The organism is Pseudoxanthomonas winnipegensis (assembly GCF_030322905.1).
In the GTDB taxonomy this organism is placed as follows: domain Bacteria; phylum Pseudomonadota; class Gammaproteobacteria; order Xanthomonadales; family Xanthomonadaceae; genus Pseudoxanthomonas_A; species Pseudoxanthomonas_A winnipegensis.
This window is the reverse complement of record NZ_CP095475.1, coordinates 1,818,918-1,835,308: the sequence shown is the minus strand read 5'-3', so window position 1 is coordinate 1,835,308 and position 16,391 is coordinate 1,818,918. Positions and strand designations below refer to the sequence as shown.

Below are 16,391 nucleotides of genomic sequence, written 5' to 3'. Positions count from 1 at the left end.
CATGGACGCCTCCGTGCGGGCGCGGCGCGTGGTGATCACCGGCATGGGCGCGGTCAGCGCGCTCGGCCTGGGCGCGCCGGCGCTGTGGAGCGCGATGCGCGACGGTCGCAGCGGCATCGCGCCTCTGGCCTCGCCCGATCCGCACAGCACGCTGAAGATGCGTACGGCGGCGACCCTGCCCGGGTTCGCCCCGGACGCGACGCAGACCGGCGGCATCGCCCCCGGCCAGCTCGACCGCATGACCCAGATGGCGCTGGTCGCCGCCCAGGAGGCGATGACCCAGGCCGGCCTGAGCGCGGAGTCGGCGCTCGGCGCGCGCTGCGCGGTGGTGGTCGGCACCGGCGTGGGCGCCGAGCTCAGCCGCGACGAGCAGTCGCGCCGGCTCTACCGCGACCAGGCCGAGCGCCTGCACCCGCTGACCATCGTGCGCAGCATGAACAACGCCGCCGCCAGCCAGATCAGCATCGTCTTCGGCCTGCGCGGGCCGGCCTTCGCCGTGTCCAGCGCCTGCGCCTCGGCCAATCACGCGCTGGCCCAGGCCGCGCTGATGGTGCGCCACGGCCTGGCCGAGGTGGCCATCGCCGGCGGCAGCGAGGCCTGCCTGAGCCTGGCCCTGATCCGCGCCTGGGAAGCGATGCGCGTGGTCAGCGACGACACCTGCCGGCCGTTCTGCGCACAGCGCAGCGGCCTGGTGCTGGGCGAAGGCGCCGGGCTGTTCGTGCTGGAAAGCGCCGAACACGCCGCCGCCCGCGGCGCGCGGCCGCTGGCCGAGCTGGCCGGATTCGGCATGAGCGCCGATGCCGGCGACATCGTCGCGCCCAGCATCGACGGTGCGGCCGTGGCCATGCGCCTGGCGCTGCAGGACGCCGGCCTTTCGCCCAAACAGATCGACTACGTCAACGCCCATGGCACCGGCACCCAGGCCAACGACCGCTGCGAGACCCGCGCGCTGCGGCAGGTGTTCGGCACGCACGCCGAGGCGCTGGCGGTGAGCTCGACCAAGGCCGTGCACGGCCACGCGCTCGGCGCGGCCGGCGCGCTGGAACTGGTGGCCGCGATCGGCGCACTGCGCGAGCAGGTGGTGCCGCCGACCGCCAACTTCCTCGATCCCGATGCGGAATGCGACCTGGACTACGTGCCCAACCAGGCACGTACCCGCCCGGTGCGCGCGGTGCTGAGCAACTCCTTCGCCTTCGGCGGACTCAATGCGGTGATCGCGCTGCGCGCGGCGGATTGAAGCCTCGCAAGGTTCCACGCAGCGCGTCATGCGGCGCGATGCGGCCTGGTCATTTTTTTGCCAATCCGCTTGACACGCCCGCCCTGCAACGCGCTCACGCGCTTATCCACATCCTTGTCCAGCTTCCATCCACAGGCCCTGTGGATGAACTGCCGCGCGCTGGTCATTTTTTCGCCATCTTCGCGCGCCGCCTTGCCACGACTGGGCGCGCGCGGCTTATCCACATGCTTGCCCCAGCACTCATCCACACCGGCTGTGGAGAACCGCGCAGGTCGCATCGGCCGCCAACGGCACGGTTCCACGGCGCTCCGCCTGGCTCTACGGCGACAGCGTGTCGCCTCCAGCAATCCAGGCGGGCGATGCGCGTCACGCAACCTGGTTGAAGCCCCTCTTGCCGCACCAGCGCTGTCGCCCCGCGAAGGCCAGGCCCGTTGACCTTGTTTCTTGAATGGCCAAGGCGCTGACCCCGCTTTCGCGTGGATGGCGCCTGTGCCAGCTTCCTTACTTCACCGCCGCGCCGAACTGCGCGGCTTCCACCGCACCGGTGCCGCGGCCGCGCGCCTCGATCGTCGCATCGGCCGGCAGCGCGGCCTTGCCATCGAGCACATCGGCCACGCGATCCAGTGCGGCATAGACGTGCGGCAGCATCGGCGTGTAGCGCGCGCCGTACGCCGGCAGGGCGAGGAAGGCGTCGAAGTGCTCGCCGTTGCGCACCTGCCAGTAGCGCACCGGTCGACCGGCCGCGCGTGCGGCGGCGACATAGGGCGCGCTGGTGAACGCCGGCGGGATCAGGCCGTCGTCGGTGCCATGCACCACCAGCACCGGCAGCCCGGCCCGCGGCAGTCCGGCATGGGTGCCCGCGATGCCGGCGCGCACGCGTTGGGCGTCCGGGCCCTGCCCGTCCCACAGCGCGCGCAGGCACAGCAGCCCCGGCAGCGTCGGGTCGGGCGCGGCCAGCCTGGCATCGATCAGGCCCACGCCGTTGCCCGGCGGGATGCCGCTGGCGTCGGACCACCACGCCGCGCGTTCGACGGCCGTGGCCGCGCGCGGGGAGAGGTCCGCGTTCTGCGCCGACCAGCGATAGCCGCACGGGTGCTCGCCCGGCGCATAGCGGCCGTAGGCCGAGGCGTAGGTCGCCAGGATCGCGCGCCACAGGTCGAAACCCACGCTGGCCGCGCCGGAGGCCAACGCCGCTTCGCTCCAGCCGCTGGCCCGCAGCTGCGCGTGCGCCGAGGCGGCCTGCGCCGCAGGCGTGGCGCCCTCGACCAGCCCCTGCGCCTGGAGCGCGGCGCAGCGCGCGGCCCACAGCGGTTCGACCTGGGCGCGCAGCGGCGGCTGCGGCAGCGCCGCCGACGGCAGGTCGAGCAAGGCGCAAGGCATCAGCAGCGCCGCCTCGCTGGCGAAGTCGTACAGCGCACGCGCGCCGGGCGCGCCTTCGACGTAGACGTTGGGTTCGCCGGCGACGACGGCATCGATGAGCGCGTCGTCCAGCTCGGCCGCGCGCAGCACCGCGCCGCCGCCGTTGGAGATGCCGACCGCGATCACACGCGTATTGTCCGCAGTGAACGGCGCCGCCTGCGGGAACGCCGCATCCAGCGCCTGCAGCGCGAAGCGCGCGGCCTGCTGCACGTGCCGGCCCCAGTCGGCTTCCGGGTTGTCCTGCGAATGCGCGTGCTTGAACGCCACGCCGCCCGCCCCGGCCGCGGGCTGTGGAGCGAAGGCCAACGCCTGTTCGCCCGGCGCGGCCGAGGTGCCATCCAGCGCAAAGCCGCGCCCGGCATCCAGATCGAAATAGTCGGTACCGGTGCCCTTGTCCGTATAGGCCACCGCGCAGCCGCGCGGCAGTGCCCAGGCGCCGCCCACGGCGATGGCGCCATACACCCCGCGCGAGCCCGACGACGGCGCCACCACCACGCAGCGCCGCCGCTGATCGAAAGCGTCGGGTACCTGGACCAGCACGCGATGCGGTTGGCGCGCGCCGGGCACCGTGGCCAGCGCGGCGTACTCGCGGCCCGGCACGCGCGCCACGCTGCCGTACAGCGTGCCGTAGCCGCCGGTGGGCGAGAGATCGGCGATGCCGCGCCAGTTGGACCAGATCGCACGCCTGCGCAGTTCGGCCGGCGTGGGCGCGTCGGGCCTGGCGAAGGCCGGCGGCGTCGGAGCCTGCAGCCCGGCAAGCCCGAGGCCGGCGGTCAGCAGATCATCGCCGTCGCGGTGCACCGTGACCTGCGGAGCGCCGGTCACGCCGGCCTCCGCGTGCGGGCGGGGCTGCGGCGTGGCGCACGCGGCAAGCGCGCCGGATAAGAGCAATGCCGACAGGCGGCTGGCGGATCGGGTTCCATGCATGGCGCCACGCTACCTGCGGCTGCAGGCCGGCCGCATCGTACTTTGGTACCAGCCGCCGGCGGACGCGGCTTGCTAACGTTAGCCCTCGCCACCCGCCGACCGCCGCCGCCATGCCCACCCTGCTGATCGCCGACGACCATCCCCTTTTCCGCGCCGCGTTGCGCGGCGCGGCGGCCGATGCGGTGGCCGCCCTGGAGATGCTGGAAGCCGATTCGCTCGACGCGGTGCTGCGGGCGCTGGAGGCGCATCCGGAGATCGATCTGGTGCTGCTGGACCTGCACATGCCCGGCAACCACGGCCTGGCCGGGCTGGCCGCAATCCGCGCGCAGTTCCCGGCGGTGGCGGTGGTCGTGGTCTCGGCCAACGACGACCCGCGCGTCGTGCGGCGCGCGCTGGACCACGGCGCGGCCGGCTACCTGCCCAAGAGCGCCGGGCTGGAGGAACTGCGCGAGGCCATCCGCTGCGTGCTGGCCTGCGAACAGTGGCTGCCGGCCTCGCTGCGCACGGCGGTGACGCGGGCGCAATCCTCCGCGCACGACACGGCGCTGGCCGCGCGCCTGGCCAGCCTGTCGCCGCAGCAGTTCCGCGTGCTGGGCTATGTCGCCCAGGGGCTGCTCAACAAACAGATCGCCGACCGCCTGGACGTGCAGGAGCGCACGGTCAAGGCGCACGTATCTTCGATCTTCGAGCGCCTGGGCGTGCGCAACCGCACCCAGGCCGGAGTGATCCTGCGCGAGCTGGAACTCACCGACCCCGCGCGCCAGCTCGAAGGCTGAGCGGCGCCAGCCAAGCGCCGCCGACCAAGCTGATCACACCGCCGCCTCCACGAAGGCGGAATACCGCCCCCCACCCTTTCGCGCAGCGAAGGGGGAGGCTGGGAGGGGGTGCCTTTGCTTGTGACTTCCCCACGAAGAGCCCCCCTAAGCCGCTAGCACGACGCTCAACCACCTTCGCCGCCGGGCGCAACACCCGCTTCAGAAGCGGCTAAAGCTCCACGACACCATGCGCCCGTTGCGATACGGCATCACACCGTGAAACGGCCTCGGATCGCCATCGAACACCAGCGGCAGGAAGTGGCGGTCGCCCTCCCACATGGGCAGCTCGCCCAGGCGCTCGATCGGCGCCCACTCCAGTGTGCCCTCCGGATTGGAGGTCAGCGGCGTACCGGTCCAGGCGGTGATGAGGAAGATGAAGCACAGCCAGTCCTCGCCATTGCGGCCGAAGCCGGGCCAGCTGATGGTGCCGCGCAGCTCCATCGCCGTGCATTCGATGCCGGCCTCCTCGGCGATCTCGCGCACCATGCCGGCGGCGATGTCCTCGTCGTTCTCCAGCTTGCCGCCCAGCCCGTTGTACTTGCCCAGGTGCTCGTCCTCGAGCCGCGCGTTGCGGTGGATCATCAGCACCTGCGTGCCGTCGGGCGAAAGCACGTAGCCGAGCGTGCCGGTGATCGGGGTATAGGGCATGGCGAGGGCGTGGCGGTCAAACGCCCATTGTAGTCGCCCCCCGCGCCGGCGCCGCGGTGTTCAACCCGCTCGCGCGGCCAGCAGCCGGTCGAGTACGGACTTCAACGCCAGCGGCCGCAGCGGCTTGGCCAGCAGCGGCAGATCGGCCGCGCGCGCGGCGTCGCGCACCGCGCCGGAGGCGTCGGCCGAGAGCAGCACGCACGGGCGCGCGCCGAAGGCCTCGGACAGGCGCGCATGCAGGGCCACACCGGTGTCGCCCCGATCCAGGTGATAGTCGAACAGCCACAGCGCGGCCGACGCATGCGCCAACGCCGCACGCGCCTGCGCCTCGTCGGCGGCGGTGGCCACTTCGCAGCCCCAGCCCTGCAGCAACGCCGCCAGGGCGGCCAGCGCGGCCTCGTCGTTGTCCACCGCCAGCACGCGCAGGCCGGCCAACGGCAGGGCGCCCTGTCCGCGCACCGCGGCGCGCGGCGCCGGCAGACGCACAAGTTCGACGCCGAAGGCGGTGCCGCGGCCCGGCGCGCTGCGCAGCGAAAGCGGCGTGTCGAGCAGCCCGGCGATGCGTTCGGCGATGGCCAGGCCCAGCCCCAGGCCCTGGCCGCCGGCGTCCTGGCCGCGCCGGAACTCCTCGAAGATCAGCCGCTGCTGCTCCGGCGCGATGCCCGGCCCGCTGTCGTACACCACGATGCGCAGCCGCGCGCCGACGCGCCGCGTGCCCAGCAGCACCCCGCCGCGCGCGGTGTAGCGCACCGCGTTGACCAGGAAGTTCTGCACGATCCGACGCAGCAGCTGCGGGTCGCTGCGCACCCAGGCGGGGCTGGGCACATAGCAGAGGCGCAGGCCCTTCTCGGCCGCCATCGCGCGCACCTGCGCGGCCAGCGGATCGAGCAGTTCGGACAGCGGGAAGTCGCGCGGCGCCGGCACCAGGCCGCCGGCCTCCAGCCGCGACATGTCCAACAGGCCGCTGAGCAGGTCGTGGGTGGATTCCAGCGAGCCGGCCAACTGGCGCAGCGTGTCGTGGTCCTGCGCGGGCGTGCGCTGGGCCAGTGCGTCGGTGAACAGCTGCGCGGCGTGCAGCGGCTGCATCAGGTCGTGGCCGATGGCGGCCAGGAAGCGGCTCTTGGCATCGTTGGCATGCTCGGCCTCGGCCTTGGCGCGCTCCAGCAGCGCGGTGCGCTCGGCCACGCGCTGCTCCAGGGTCTCGTTGGCGCGCTTGAGCCCGGCCTCGGCGCGGCGCGAGTCGGTCACATCGGTGTAGGTGGCCACGAAGCCGCCGCCGGGCATCGGGTTGCCGCGGATCTCGACGATGGTGCCGTCGGGGAACACGCGCTCGGTCAGGTGCGCGGTGCCGGCGCGCATGAACGCCAGACGCCGGTCCAGCGCATGCTCGGCGCTGTTGCGGTGGGGCATGCGCTGCAAGGCCCAGGCGGTGAGATCGGCGATCGGCCGGCCGACCTGGAGCAGCTCCGGCGGGAAGCCGAACAGCTGCGCATAGCGCGGGTTCCAAGCCACCAGCCGCTGTTCGCGATCGACCACGCTGATGCCCTGGCTCATGTTGCGCAGCGCCGCCTCCAGCACCTGCTGGTTGAAGCGCAGGTCGGCCGAGGCCTCGCCGACGATGGCCGCCACGGTATCCAGCTCGCCGGCCTGGCTGCGCGCGGCGTTGAGCAGCAGGCGCGTGGAGGCCGAGCCCAGTACCGCGGAGAGCTCGCGTTCGATGCGCTGCTCGGTGGCCAGCGGCACCGGCCCGGCGTCGGGCGCGCCGGCGAGCAGGTGTTCGATACGCTCGTGGCCGAGGAAGCGCCGCCCGGCCTCGCGCAGCGCGGCGCGGTCCAGCCGGCGTGCGCTGCCGCGCGGCGCCTGGCGCCAGCCGGTCGCCGCCAGCGTGACCAGCGCGCCCAGGAACAGGCTGGCGCCGACCGCGCGGCCCAGCGCGCTCCAGCCGGTCAGGCCGAACAGCCCGGCCGGAGCGAGCACGCGCGGCACATGCCGCCAGAGCGGCGCGTCCGCCGGCCACAGCATCGGCACCAGCATCACCCATGCCCAGGTGGCGAACGCCGCCAGCAGGCCCAGTAGCGCCGCGCGTGGCGGCGTCTGCGGGCGCCACACCGCGAAGCACAGCGCCGGCACCAGGGTGGCCAGCGCGGAGAAGGACACCGCGCCCACGTCGGCCAGCGCGTCGTTGCCGCCGATCAGCCGGTTGTAGGCCCAGGCCAGCAGCATGATCGCCACGATGCCCACCCGGCGCAGGGTCAGCAGTTCGCCGCGGCGATCCTCGCCCTGCCCGCGCAGCCAGGCACCGCGCAGCAGGCCGGGCGCGAACCAGTGGTTGCCGATCATCAGACTCAAGGTCAGCGTGCTGATCACCACCATGCCGGTCGCCGCGCTCAGCCCGCCCAGGAAGGCGAACAGCCCCAGGCCCGCGTGCCCGGCCGCGAACGGCAGCGCCAGCGCGTACATGTCCGAGGGCACATGCCCGCCCAGCAGCAGGCTGCCGGCGCGCGCCAGCGGCAACGCCGGCAGCGCGATCAGCAGCAGGTACAGCGGAAACAGCCAGCGCGCGGTGGCCACGTCGCGCTCGTCGCGGCATTCGACCACCGCCACATGGAACTGGTGCGGCAGGATGAACATGGCCAGCGCGCCCAGCAGCACCAGCGGCACGAAGCCATCGGCGGCCGGCACCGGTGCGGCGCTGGCCGCGCGCGTCCAGTCCACGTCCAGCCCCAGCCAGACGAACGCGCCCAGGGCCAGCATCGCCGCCAGCTTGAACAGCGACTCGAACGCCATCGCCAGCACCAGCCCGCGGTTGTGCTCGGCCGCATTCGCCCGGCGCGTGCCGAACAGCATCGCGAACACCGCCATCGCCAGCGCCACGTACAGGGCACCGTCGCGCAGCGGCGCGGGCACCTGGTCGGCATGGGCCACATTGCCGGTGAGCGTGGACACGCTCATCGTCACCGCGCGCAGCTGCAGGGCCACGTAGGGCACCAGCCCGAGCACGGCCACGCCGGTCACGATCGCCGCCAGCCACGCATCCTTGCCCAGGCGGGTGGCGATAAGATCGGCCAACGAGGTGGCGTTGGTCTCGCGCGCCAGCCGCACCAGGCGCACCATAAAGGCCACCGCCAGCGCGTACAGCAGGATCGCCCCGAGGAAGGTCGGCGGCAGCGGCCAGCCGTAGCGCGCGGCCTGGGTCACCGTGCCGTAGAACGTCCACGAGGTGCAATGCACCGCCAGCGACAGCGCGTAGACGTGGCGCCAGCGCCGCGCCAGCACCGCCGGATGGCGCTCTCCATAGAGTGCGGTGCCGAACATCAGCGCCAGCCACGCCAGCCCGGCCAGCGCCACCATCCACATGCTCAGCATGGGCGCCTCACCCAGGCGCATGGGCACCGCTCAGCCGACGCACCCTGCCCGCACCAGCGCCGTGCGGCGCGCGCCCGCGATGTGTCCTGCCTCCCCATCGGCCGAGCATACCGCCAGCGCCCTGCCCCGGATGGACGAGGCCCGGCTTGCGCCGGGCCCGTCGTTCGACCCTGACCACGCAGCGGTCAGAAGTCGTAGCGCACGCTGGCCTGCACCTGGCGGGGCGCGCCGTAGAAGCCGGTCAGCACGCCGTAGGCGGCGATGTTGTAGCCGGTGGTGCGGTAGGCCTTGTCGGTCAGGTTGGTGCCCTGCAGCGACAGGCTCCAGGCGTCGTCGAGCTTCCAGATCACGCCGGCCGACAGCAGGCCGTAACCATCCTGGCGGATCTCCTTGGACAGGTCGGTGGTGGGCCAGACCTCGCTCTGGTAGCTGTAGGTGGCGCGCGCGGACAGGTTGCCGCCGCCGGCCAGATCGGTGCGCCACTCCACGTTCAGCGCACCGGAGTACTTGGGCGCGTTGGTGAAGTACTGGGTCTTGGCGATGTTGACGCCGCCGCTCATGAACTCGTCGTACTTGGCATCCAGCCAGGCCAGGTTGCCGCTGATCAGCCAGTGCCGGGTCGGCAGGAACTGGTACTCCACCTCCACGCCCTGCACCGTGCCCTTGCCGGCGTTGGTGAAGTCGCCAAAGAAGCTATAGCTGCCGTTGGGCAACTGGTACTGGGTGAAGACCGAGAGCTGGATATCCTTGTACTTGTTGTAGAAGTAAGCCAGGTTGAGGAAGGCGCGGCCGTCCAGCAGCCCCATCTTGCTGCCGATCTCGTAGCTGTCCACCTGCTCGTCGTCGAAGGGCTGGCCCGAGCGCGGCACCGCGGTGGTGTTGGCGCGGATGTTGTAGCCGCCGGACTTGAAGCCGCGCGAGGCCGAGACGTAGGCCATCAGGTCGGGCGTGAACTGGTAATCGACCGACAGCTTGGGCGAGACGTTCTTGAAGTTCACCGTCTTGTCGAAGTTGGCCGCCGTGCCCCAGGAGGTGGTGTAGCTGTCGCTGGTGTAGAAGCGGTTGAGGGCGATGGCGTGCTTGTCCTCGTCGGTGTAGCGCGCGCCCACGTCCAGCTTGAGCTTGTCGGTCAGATCGAAGGTCCAGTCCGCATACAGCGCCACGCTCTTGGTCAGCACCTTGCCCTGGGTGTCGCCGAACAGCGGATTGGTCAGCGACCTGGGCAGGTAGGGATTGGAGAAGTAGTTGCGGACCTGGCCACCGGCCTCGCCGTCGAAGTAGTACAGGCCCATGACCCCACGCGCGCGGCCGCCGCCATCGTAGTTGGCCTGCAGCTCGTGGCTGACCTGCTGGTCGTAGTAGTCGGCATGCACGTCGACCAGCTTCAGCGGGGTCTCGTCGAAGTCGATATTGGTATCGGTATCCGACTCGCGCTTGGCGATCACGTACTTGACCGCCCAGTCGGCGCTGGGCCGCCAGTTGAGCGTGGCCGAGGCGCCCTTGACCGTGGTGTCGTTGACGTTGGGCATGCCGCTGCGGATGTCGTAGCGGCTGGACAGCGGCGGATAGGCCGGCGCCAGCGGATTGGCCTTGAGCAGCTTGGCGCCGCGCACGCCGGACTGGTCGTCCAGCCAGTCCACCGCGAACTGCGCATCGAACTGCTCGTTGGCGAAGGCGCCCAGCTGGAAGCGCGCGGCGTTGATCTCCTTGTCGCTGACCTCCTGATCGTTGACCAGGTTCTTGCCGAAGCCGTCGCGGTTCATGCTGGCCACCGACAGCCGCGCGCGCAGCGCCTCGCTGCCGCCGATCGGGCCGCCGATGCCGCCCTTGAAGTCGAGCTGGTCGTAGTTGCCCACGGTCAGCTGGGCGTAGCCGTCCAGCTGCTTGGGCAGCTCGCGGCTGATGTACTTGATGGCGCCGCCGATGGTGTTCTTGCCGTAGAGCGTGCCCTGCGGGCCGCGCAGCACCTCGATGCGGCCGACGTCGAACACGTCCAGCAGCGCGCCCTGCGGTCGGGCGATGTAGACATCGTCCAGGTAGATGCCCACGCCCGGATCCACGCCCCACAGCGGATCGGCCTGACCCACGCCGCGGATGTACACGGTCGCGGTGCTGGTGGAACCGCGCGCGGCATAGATGGTCAGGTTGGGCACCTGCGCATCGAGATCGCCGATGTCCTGGATGTTGAGCTTGTCCAGCGCCTGCGGGGTGAACGCGGTCACCGCCACCGGCACTTCCTGCAGGGTCTCCTCGCGCTTGCGCGCAGTGACGGTGACCGCGTCGAGCGTGGTGGCCTTGGCGCCCTCGCTCGCCTGGCCAGGTTCGGTTTGCTGGGCCCACGCGCCGCTGGCCGGCGTCATCAACAAGCCGGCGATCGCCAGGCACAGGTGCTTGCGCTTCATGGTCATTCCCCTCCTCCCCGGGTACGACCTCGCGGCGGGATCGCCGCAAGTTGGGCGCAACTCTAGGCACCGGCCGCAGGGCCATCACTTGTACCTTGGTACAGGAGCGCGTCCATGCGGCCGCTGCCGATACTCGCCCCGCGCAAGCCGTGTCCTGGCGGCTGGAGAGTGGTGCCATGTCGTTCCTGATCGTGCTGGCCGCGCTGTGCTTCCTGATGTTCGTGGCCTACCGCGGCTACAGCGTCATCCTGTTCGCACCGGTGGCCGCGCTCGGCGCGGTGCTGCTCACCGACGCCTCGCTGGTGGCGCCGATGTTCACCGGCCTGTTCATGGAGAAGATGGTCGGTTTCCTCAAGCTGTACTTCCCGGTGTTCCTGCTGGGCGCGGTGTTCGGCAAGCTGATCGAGATCTCCGGCTTCTCCAAGTCGATCGTGGCGGCCACCATCCGCGTGGTCGGCGCGCAGCGGGCGATGCTGTCGATCGTGCTGGTGTGCGCGCTGCTGACCTACGGCGGGGTGTCGCTGTTCGTGGTGGTGTTCGCCGTGTACCCCTTCGCCGCCGAGCTGTTCCGCCAGAGCGACATCCCCAAGCGGCTGATCCCCGGCACCATCGCGCTGGGCGCCTTCACCTTCACCATGGACGCGCTGCCCGGCACGCCGCAGATCCAGAACATCATCCCCACCGCGTTCTTCGGCACCACGGCCTGGGCCGCGCCGGTGCTGGGCACGCTGGGCGCGGTGTTCATCCTGGTGCTGGGCATGAGCTATCTGGAATGGCGCCGCCGCGCCGCCGCGCGCGCCGGCGAGGGTTACGGCGGCGAGCTGCGCAACGAACCCGAACCCTTCAGGGGCGATCGCCTGGCCCACCCCCTGCTGGCGATCCTGCCGCTGCTGGTGGTGGGCGTGGCCAACTTCGCCTTCACCCGCTGGATCCCGCAGTGGTACGGGAGCAGCGCCTCATTCGTGCCGGCGGTGATCGGCAACCCGGCGCCAGTGGTGCAGGAGGTCTCCAAGGTCGCCGCGATCTGGGCCGTGCAGGCCGCGCTGCTGTGCGGCATCGCCTGCGTGATCGCCTTCGCCTGGAGGCCGGTGCTGGCCAGCTTCGCCGAGGGCACCCGCTCGGCGATCGGCGGCGCACTGCTGGCCTCGATGAACACCGCATCCGAATATGGATTCGGTGCGGTGATCGCGGCGCTGCCGGGCTTCTTGGTGGTGGCCCACGGACTGGGCGCGATTCCCAACCCGCTGGTCAACGAGGCCGTCTCGGTCACCGCGCTGGCCGGCATCACCGGCTCGGCCAGCGGCGGCATGAGCATCGCCCTGGCGGCAATGGCCGACAGCTTCATCGCCAACGCGCAGGCGGCCGGCATCCCGATGGAGGTGCTGCACCGCGTGGCCGCGATGGCCTCCGGCGGCATGGATACCCTGCCGCACAACGGCGCGGTGATCACCCTGCTGGCGGTCACCGGCCTGAGCCACCGCCAGTCCTACAAGGACGTGTTCGCCATCACCCTGGTCAAGACGCTGGCGGTGTTCGTGGTGATCGCTGCGTATTACCTCACCGGCTGGGTGTAGCCGGCGCCGGCGGCTGCGCCTCGGATCGACGACGCACCACCCCGTCGGCCAGCACCCAGTCCGCCGCCAGCTCCAGCGTCCAGCCCGGCCCCTGGTTGCGGCCGTCCACCGTGCTGGCTGGTCCGGCCACCGTCGCGGACTTCCAGTCGCCAGCGAGCAGCACGCCGCGCTCGACCGTCAGCGTGCCCCAGTCGTCGCGGATGATCGCGTGCGGATAGACCGTGCCCTGCGGCGGCAGGGGGAATACGGTGCGCGGGTCGAACTCGATGCTCATGTGCACCAGCGGCAGCCGCAGCCGCGGGCCGTCCACGAGCTGCGCGCGCCACTGCGCGGCCTGCTGGTCGTGCGCCTCGCGGATCGTGGTTTCCTCGCGGCGGATCGCCTCCTCGCCGTAGCGTTGGCCGGCCACGGCGGGATCGGGCAGCGGCGGGTCGCCGGCGGCGTGCTGCAGCAGGGTTCCCAGGTCGCTGTCGGGCCGCAGTCCCTGGCGCCAGCCCGGCGCCAGCGCGTCCAGCAGCAGGCCATAGGTCGGCCCGGACGCATAGGCGAAGCTGCGCACATAGCCGCGCCTGTGGTCGTAGTCCTCCAGCGTGGCGATGGCCGACACGGCGGGATCGCCCGCGTCGCCGAGGCGGCGGCCGGTGTATTCGGCCAGCCCCTCGTTGATCTCCAGCGCGTTCTCGCGCACGGCCGCATCCTCGAAGCGCTGCCGCCGCCAGGCGCGAAAGGCCAGCGCATCGGCGATGGCCGCCTGGCGCTGCGCGCCGCGGCTGCGCAGCGCCTGCGCCAGCGCGCGCCACTCCAGCCGCAGGCCGACGCGCCCGTCGAACTGGTCCAGGTGCTCGGGCAGCGGCGCGACGGGCGGTGGCAGGCGCGCGGGCTGGATGCGATGGAACGCCTCATGCATCAGCAGTTCGGCGCGGGCCTGCCGGTCCTGCGGGAGCGGCAGCTGCAGCATCGTCCAGCGCTGCCCGGCCCAGTCGGTCGCGGTGTTGGCGATGCCGATGTCCGCCGGCAACTGGCCCACGAACACGCCGCGCCGCCGCTGCAGGCCCTGCCCGGGCACGTCGCGGTCCACGAACAGCGTGCGCGTGTCGCGCTCGACCAGCATGATCGGGCCGCACAGGCTCTGGCCCCACAGCCGCGCATGGTCGCGCTGGCACAGCACCCGGTATTCGGCGATGGCCGCCGCGGCGGTCGCTGCCGGATCGTCATGAGCGTCCGCGGTGATCGGCAACGCCTGTACGGGGAAGACGGCGCCAACGCCGCCAACGCCCAGCCAGCAAAGGGAACGGAACATCGCACGCAGATTCATCGGTGACTCCAGTGAAGTGGACGAGGCCGCCATCCCAGCGCCGCGCCGTATCGCCTCGATGCCCGGCCTGTATCGCCACCGCCGATAGCGACACAATCCCGATACGTCTGGGTTCTATGAGAGGCGCATGGCAGGCAAGGACAACCGGATCGTCGTGGTCGAGGACGACGACAGCGTGCGCGAGGCCATCGTCGCCTACCTGGGCCGGCATGGCTTCGAGGTGCGCGGCACCGCCGATGCCGCCGGCCTGGACGCGCTGCTGCAGCGCCAGCCGGCCGACCTGGTGATCCTGGACATCATGCTGCCGGGCGAGGACGGGCTGTCGATCTGCCGGCGCCTGAGCCAGGACGGCCCGCCGGTCCTGCTGCTCAGCGCGCTGGTCGAGGTGACCGACCGCGTCGTCGGCCTGGAGGTCGGCGCATTCGACTACCTGGGTAAGCCTTTCGACCCGCGCGAACTGCTGGCCCGGGTGCGCGCCATCCTGCGCCGGCAGGCGCCGCGCGCCGCTCCGCCGACCAGTCCCTATCTGTTCTCCGGATGGGTGTTCGAGGCCGATGCCCACCGCCTGACCACGCCCGACGGCGCGACGCTCGCACTGACCGCCGGGGAATCCCGGATGCTGCTGGCCTTCGTCCGTCATCCCACCCGCGTGCTCAGCCGCGACCGGCTGCTGGACCTGACCCACGAGGCAGCGGAAGGGCCCTTCGACCGCGCGATCGACCTGGCCGTCAGCCGCCTGCGCCGGCGCCTGGCCGCGGCCGGGGGCGCTGCGCTGATCGAGACCGTGCGCAGCCTCGGCTATCGCTTCCGCGCGCCGGTGACGCGGGGATGAGGCCGCCGCCCATCCTGGTCCAGGTGGCGGCGCTGGCGCTGGTCACCCTGGCTCTCGCCTTCGCCCTGTGCTTCGGCATCGTCCTGGCCACGCCCACGCCCGCGCCCATCCGCATGAGCGTGCGCGAGGCCGCGGCCGCCCTCGACGGGCAGCACGGCGGCCGCTTCAGGATCGAACCGCGCGCTGCGCCGCCCGGCTGTGCCCGCGTCGCGCCGGTGGAGGCGACGCTGGCGCAGGCCGCACGTACCCAGCCGGGGCGCGTACGGGCGTGCTGGCTGGACGCGGCGGGCGCGGGCAAGGCCAGCGGCAACGGGCAGAGCGTGGTCCTGGTCGGCGACCGCACCCTGCTGGTGGACAGCGACGCGCGCGGCTTCCAGATGCGCTACGACGCCGATGCGCGGGTCGGCATGGACACCTCGCTGCCCGCCTTCACCGCGGCGATCCAGGGCAGCGACGGACGCTGGCGCACGCTGACGCCCATCGACCAGCGGCTGGCGGGCTGGCGGCTGCGGATGACGGCGGCGTTCGGCGTGGCGATGGCACTGCTGGCGCTGCCGGTGTGGTTCGCGGCCAGGCGGCTCTCCCGGCCGATCCAGCGCCTGGCGCGGGCGGCGGCGATCAGCGATCTGGACAGTGGCGCGGGCTTCCCGCTCGACGGCCCCCCGGAGCTGCGCGCGGTCGGCGAGGCCATGAACGCCATGCACGCCCGCCTGGCCCGGCATGCCGGCGAACGCGTGCAGGCCTTCGCCGCCATCGCCCACGACCTGCGCACGCCGCTGACCGGCCTGCGCATCCGCGCCGAGCTCGTCCCCGGCGCCGACCGCCAGCGCATGATCGGCGACCTGGACCGCATGGCCGCCATGATCGAGCAGATGCTCGCCTACGCGCATGCCCAGGCACAGCCGGCGCGGCTGCAGCCGGTCGATCTCGACGCCCTGGTCGCAGGCATCGCGGCGGACCGGGTCTCGCTGGGTCAGGCCGTCGCCTTCATCCCGGCGAATCGGGATACACGCCTCCAGGCCGACCCCACCACCCTGCACCGCGCCATCGACAACCTGCTCGACAATGCGCTGCGCTTCGCCGGCAGCGCACGCCTTAGCATCGAAGCGCACGTCAACCGGATCGACCTGCACATCGATGACGCAGGCCCCGGCATCCCGGAAGACCAGCTGGCCGGCATCACCACCCCGTTCAAGCGCCTCGAAAGCTCACGCAGCCGCACGACCGGCGGCGCCGGCCTGGGCCTGGCCATCGCCGAGCGCATCGCCGAAGCGCATGACGGCCGGCTGCTGCTGGCCAACCGCACGCCGCACGGATTGCGCGCCACGCTCAGCCTGCCGCTGCGCTGAGGCGTCGCCGCTATCGCCACATCGCGGGTCCAACACTGAGGCCGCGCCACGTCCTCGTCTTCGACTTGCACGGCTTCGGGCCTGTGAGCTGACTTCACCCACCAACTTCGACCCGGCAGGACCTAGCTCCTCGGCTCGGTCCGCCCTCCATGGCGGACTCGCCGCCGCGAACCATCCCTGGCCCACTCTCCGCACGCCCGCCTAGATCGAGGCGCTGCGGCGAATAGATCAGGACTTCTTCCAACTCGAAGCATCGAGCAGCGCTCTGCCCCCTCCCTTTCGCCGAAAGCGAAGGGGAGGGCCGGGGTGGGGTGCTTTTGCTTCTGTGGCTTGACCGGTAAAGCCCCGACCCCTCCCCGTCCCTCCCCTTCGCCTATGGCGAAAGGGAGGGGGCCTCAAGTCGAAGCCCTCCCTTCACTGATCGCTTTGTGCACAAGGGAAGGAGCGGCACGACCCGTAAACCGAAGTCCTGTGACCTGACGCGCGAGGCAGCGTTCCGGCGGGCGG

The 16,391-nt window shown here is 71.8% G+C and carries 11 protein-coding genes; 5 read left to right on the top strand and 6 right to left on the bottom strand.

Annotated elements, in window-relative coordinates:
• Position 1: 1 nt before the first annotated feature.
• On the top strand, positions 2 to 1,237 hold the full coding sequence (locus MWN52_RS08135) for a beta-ketoacyl-[acyl-carrier-protein] synthase family protein (protein WP_286577399.1): 1,236 nt from the start codon (positions 2 to 4) through the stop codon (positions 1,235 to 1,237).
• 26 nt (positions 1,238 to 1,263) lie between these two features.
• Here the strand turns inward: MWN52_RS08135 and MWN52_RS08130 are convergent, their stop codons facing one another.
• Positions 1,264 to 1,539 carry a hypothetical protein gene (locus MWN52_RS08130; RefSeq protein WP_286577398.1) on the bottom strand — a complete coding sequence of 92 codons (276 nt, stop codon included), beginning with the start codon at positions 1,537 to 1,539 and terminating at the stop codon, positions 1,264 to 1,266.
• 199 nt (positions 1,540 to 1,738) lie between these two features.
• The gene (locus MWN52_RS08125; protein WP_286577397.1) at positions 1,739 to 3,481 is read right to left on the bottom strand and encodes a 3-hydroxybutyrate oligomer hydrolase family protein; all 1,743 of its coding nucleotides are present in this window, start codon (positions 3,479 to 3,481) and stop codon (positions 1,739 to 1,741) included.
• Positions 3,482 to 3,693: 212 nt separating this feature from the next.
• Here MWN52_RS08125 and MWN52_RS08120 point away from each other — a divergent pair, with 212 nt between their 5' ends.
• Positions 3,694 to 4,359 carry a response regulator gene (locus MWN52_RS08120; protein ID WP_286577396.1) on the top strand — a complete coding sequence of 222 codons (666 nt, stop codon included), beginning with the start codon at positions 3,694 to 3,696 and terminating at the stop codon, positions 4,357 to 4,359.
• Positions 4,360 to 4,557: 198 nt separating this feature from the next.
• On the opposite strand, the gene MWN52_RS08115 is transcribed toward MWN52_RS08120, so the two are convergent.
• From MWN52_RS08115 to MWN52_RS08105, 3 genes are all read right to left on the bottom strand, one after another.
• Complete coding sequence (locus MWN52_RS08115; protein WP_286577395.1) at positions 4,558 to 5,046, bottom strand: NUDIX hydrolase; 489 nt, start codon at positions 5,044 to 5,046, stop codon at positions 4,558 to 4,560.
• A gap of 60 nt (positions 5,047 to 5,106) precedes the next feature.
• Positions 5,107 to 8,412: a PAS-domain containing protein gene (locus tag MWN52_RS08110; RefSeq protein WP_286577704.1), complete on the bottom strand. Its 3,306-nt coding sequence runs from the start codon at positions 8,410 to 8,412 to the stop codon at positions 5,107 to 5,109.
• 185 nt (positions 8,413 to 8,597) lie between these two features.
• Positions 8,598 to 10,814, bottom strand: a complete 2,217-nt coding sequence (locus tag MWN52_RS08105) for a TonB-dependent receptor (protein ID WP_286577394.1) — start codon at positions 10,812 to 10,814, stop codon at positions 8,598 to 8,600.
• Positions 10,815 to 10,990: 176 nt separating this feature from the next.
• Between MWN52_RS08105 and MWN52_RS08100 the strand changes: the two genes are divergently transcribed.
• On the top strand, positions 10,991 to 12,388 hold the full coding sequence (locus tag MWN52_RS08100; protein ID WP_130519459.1) for a GntP family permease: 1,398 nt from the start codon (positions 10,991 to 10,993) through the stop codon (positions 12,386 to 12,388).
• Here MWN52_RS08100 and MWN52_RS08095 read toward each other — a convergent pair.
• Entirely contained in the window at positions 12,372 to 13,703 is a 1,332-nt protein-coding gene (locus MWN52_RS08095; protein ID WP_286577393.1) for a hypothetical protein, read from the bottom strand. The two genes, MWN52_RS08100 and MWN52_RS08095, sit on opposite strands and share 17 nt — an antisense overlap.
• 127 nt (positions 13,704 to 13,830) lie before the next feature.
• Here MWN52_RS08095 and MWN52_RS08090 point away from each other — a divergent pair, with 127 nt between their 5' ends.
• Together MWN52_RS08090 and MWN52_RS08085 are read left to right on the top strand one after the other, a co-directional pair.
• Complete coding sequence (locus MWN52_RS08090) at positions 13,831 to 14,535, top strand: response regulator (protein WP_130522308.1); 705 nt, start codon at positions 13,831 to 13,833, stop codon at positions 14,533 to 14,535.
• Positions 14,532 to 15,884 (top strand): sensor histidine kinase, encoded by a 1,353-nt coding sequence (locus MWN52_RS08085; RefSeq protein ID WP_286577392.1) that lies wholly within the window; start codon positions 14,532 to 14,534, stop codon positions 15,882 to 15,884. The genes MWN52_RS08090 and MWN52_RS08085 overlap by 4 nt, the downstream gene beginning before the upstream one ends.
• Positions 15,885 to 16,391 lie beyond the last annotated feature (507 nt).

Coding starts and splice junctions, on each gene's coding strand:
- MWN52_RS08135 (WP_286577399.1), top strand. CDS start 2: ATGGACGCCTCCGTGCGGGCGCGGCGCGTGGTGATCACCGGCATGGGC.
- MWN52_RS08120 (WP_286577396.1), top strand. CDS start 3,694: ATGCCCACCCTGCTGATCGCCGACGACCATCCCCTTTTCCGCGCCGCG.
- MWN52_RS08115 (WP_286577395.1), bottom strand. CDS start 5,046: ATGCCCTATACCCCGATCACCGGCACGCTCGGCTACGTGCTTTCGCCC.
- MWN52_RS08110 (WP_286577704.1), bottom strand. CDS start 8,412: ATGCTGAGCATGTGGATGGTGGCGCTGGCCGGGCTGGCGTGGCTGGCG.
- MWN52_RS08105 (WP_286577394.1), bottom strand. CDS start 10,814: ATGAAGCGCAAGCACCTGTGCCTGGCGATCGCCGGCTTGTTGATGACG.
- MWN52_RS08100 (WP_130519459.1), top strand. CDS start 10,991: ATGTCGTTCCTGATCGTGCTGGCCGCGCTGTGCTTCCTGATGTTCGTG.
- MWN52_RS08095 (WP_286577393.1), bottom strand. CDS start 13,703: ATGAATCTGCGTGCGATGTTCCGTTCCCTTTGCTGGCTGGGCGTTGGC.
- MWN52_RS08090 (WP_130522308.1), top strand. CDS start 13,831: ATGGCAGGCAAGGACAACCGGATCGTCGTGGTCGAGGACGACGACAGC.
- MWN52_RS08085 (WP_286577392.1), top strand. CDS start 14,532: ATGAGGCCGCCGCCCATCCTGGTCCAGGTGGCGGCGCTGGCGCTGGTC.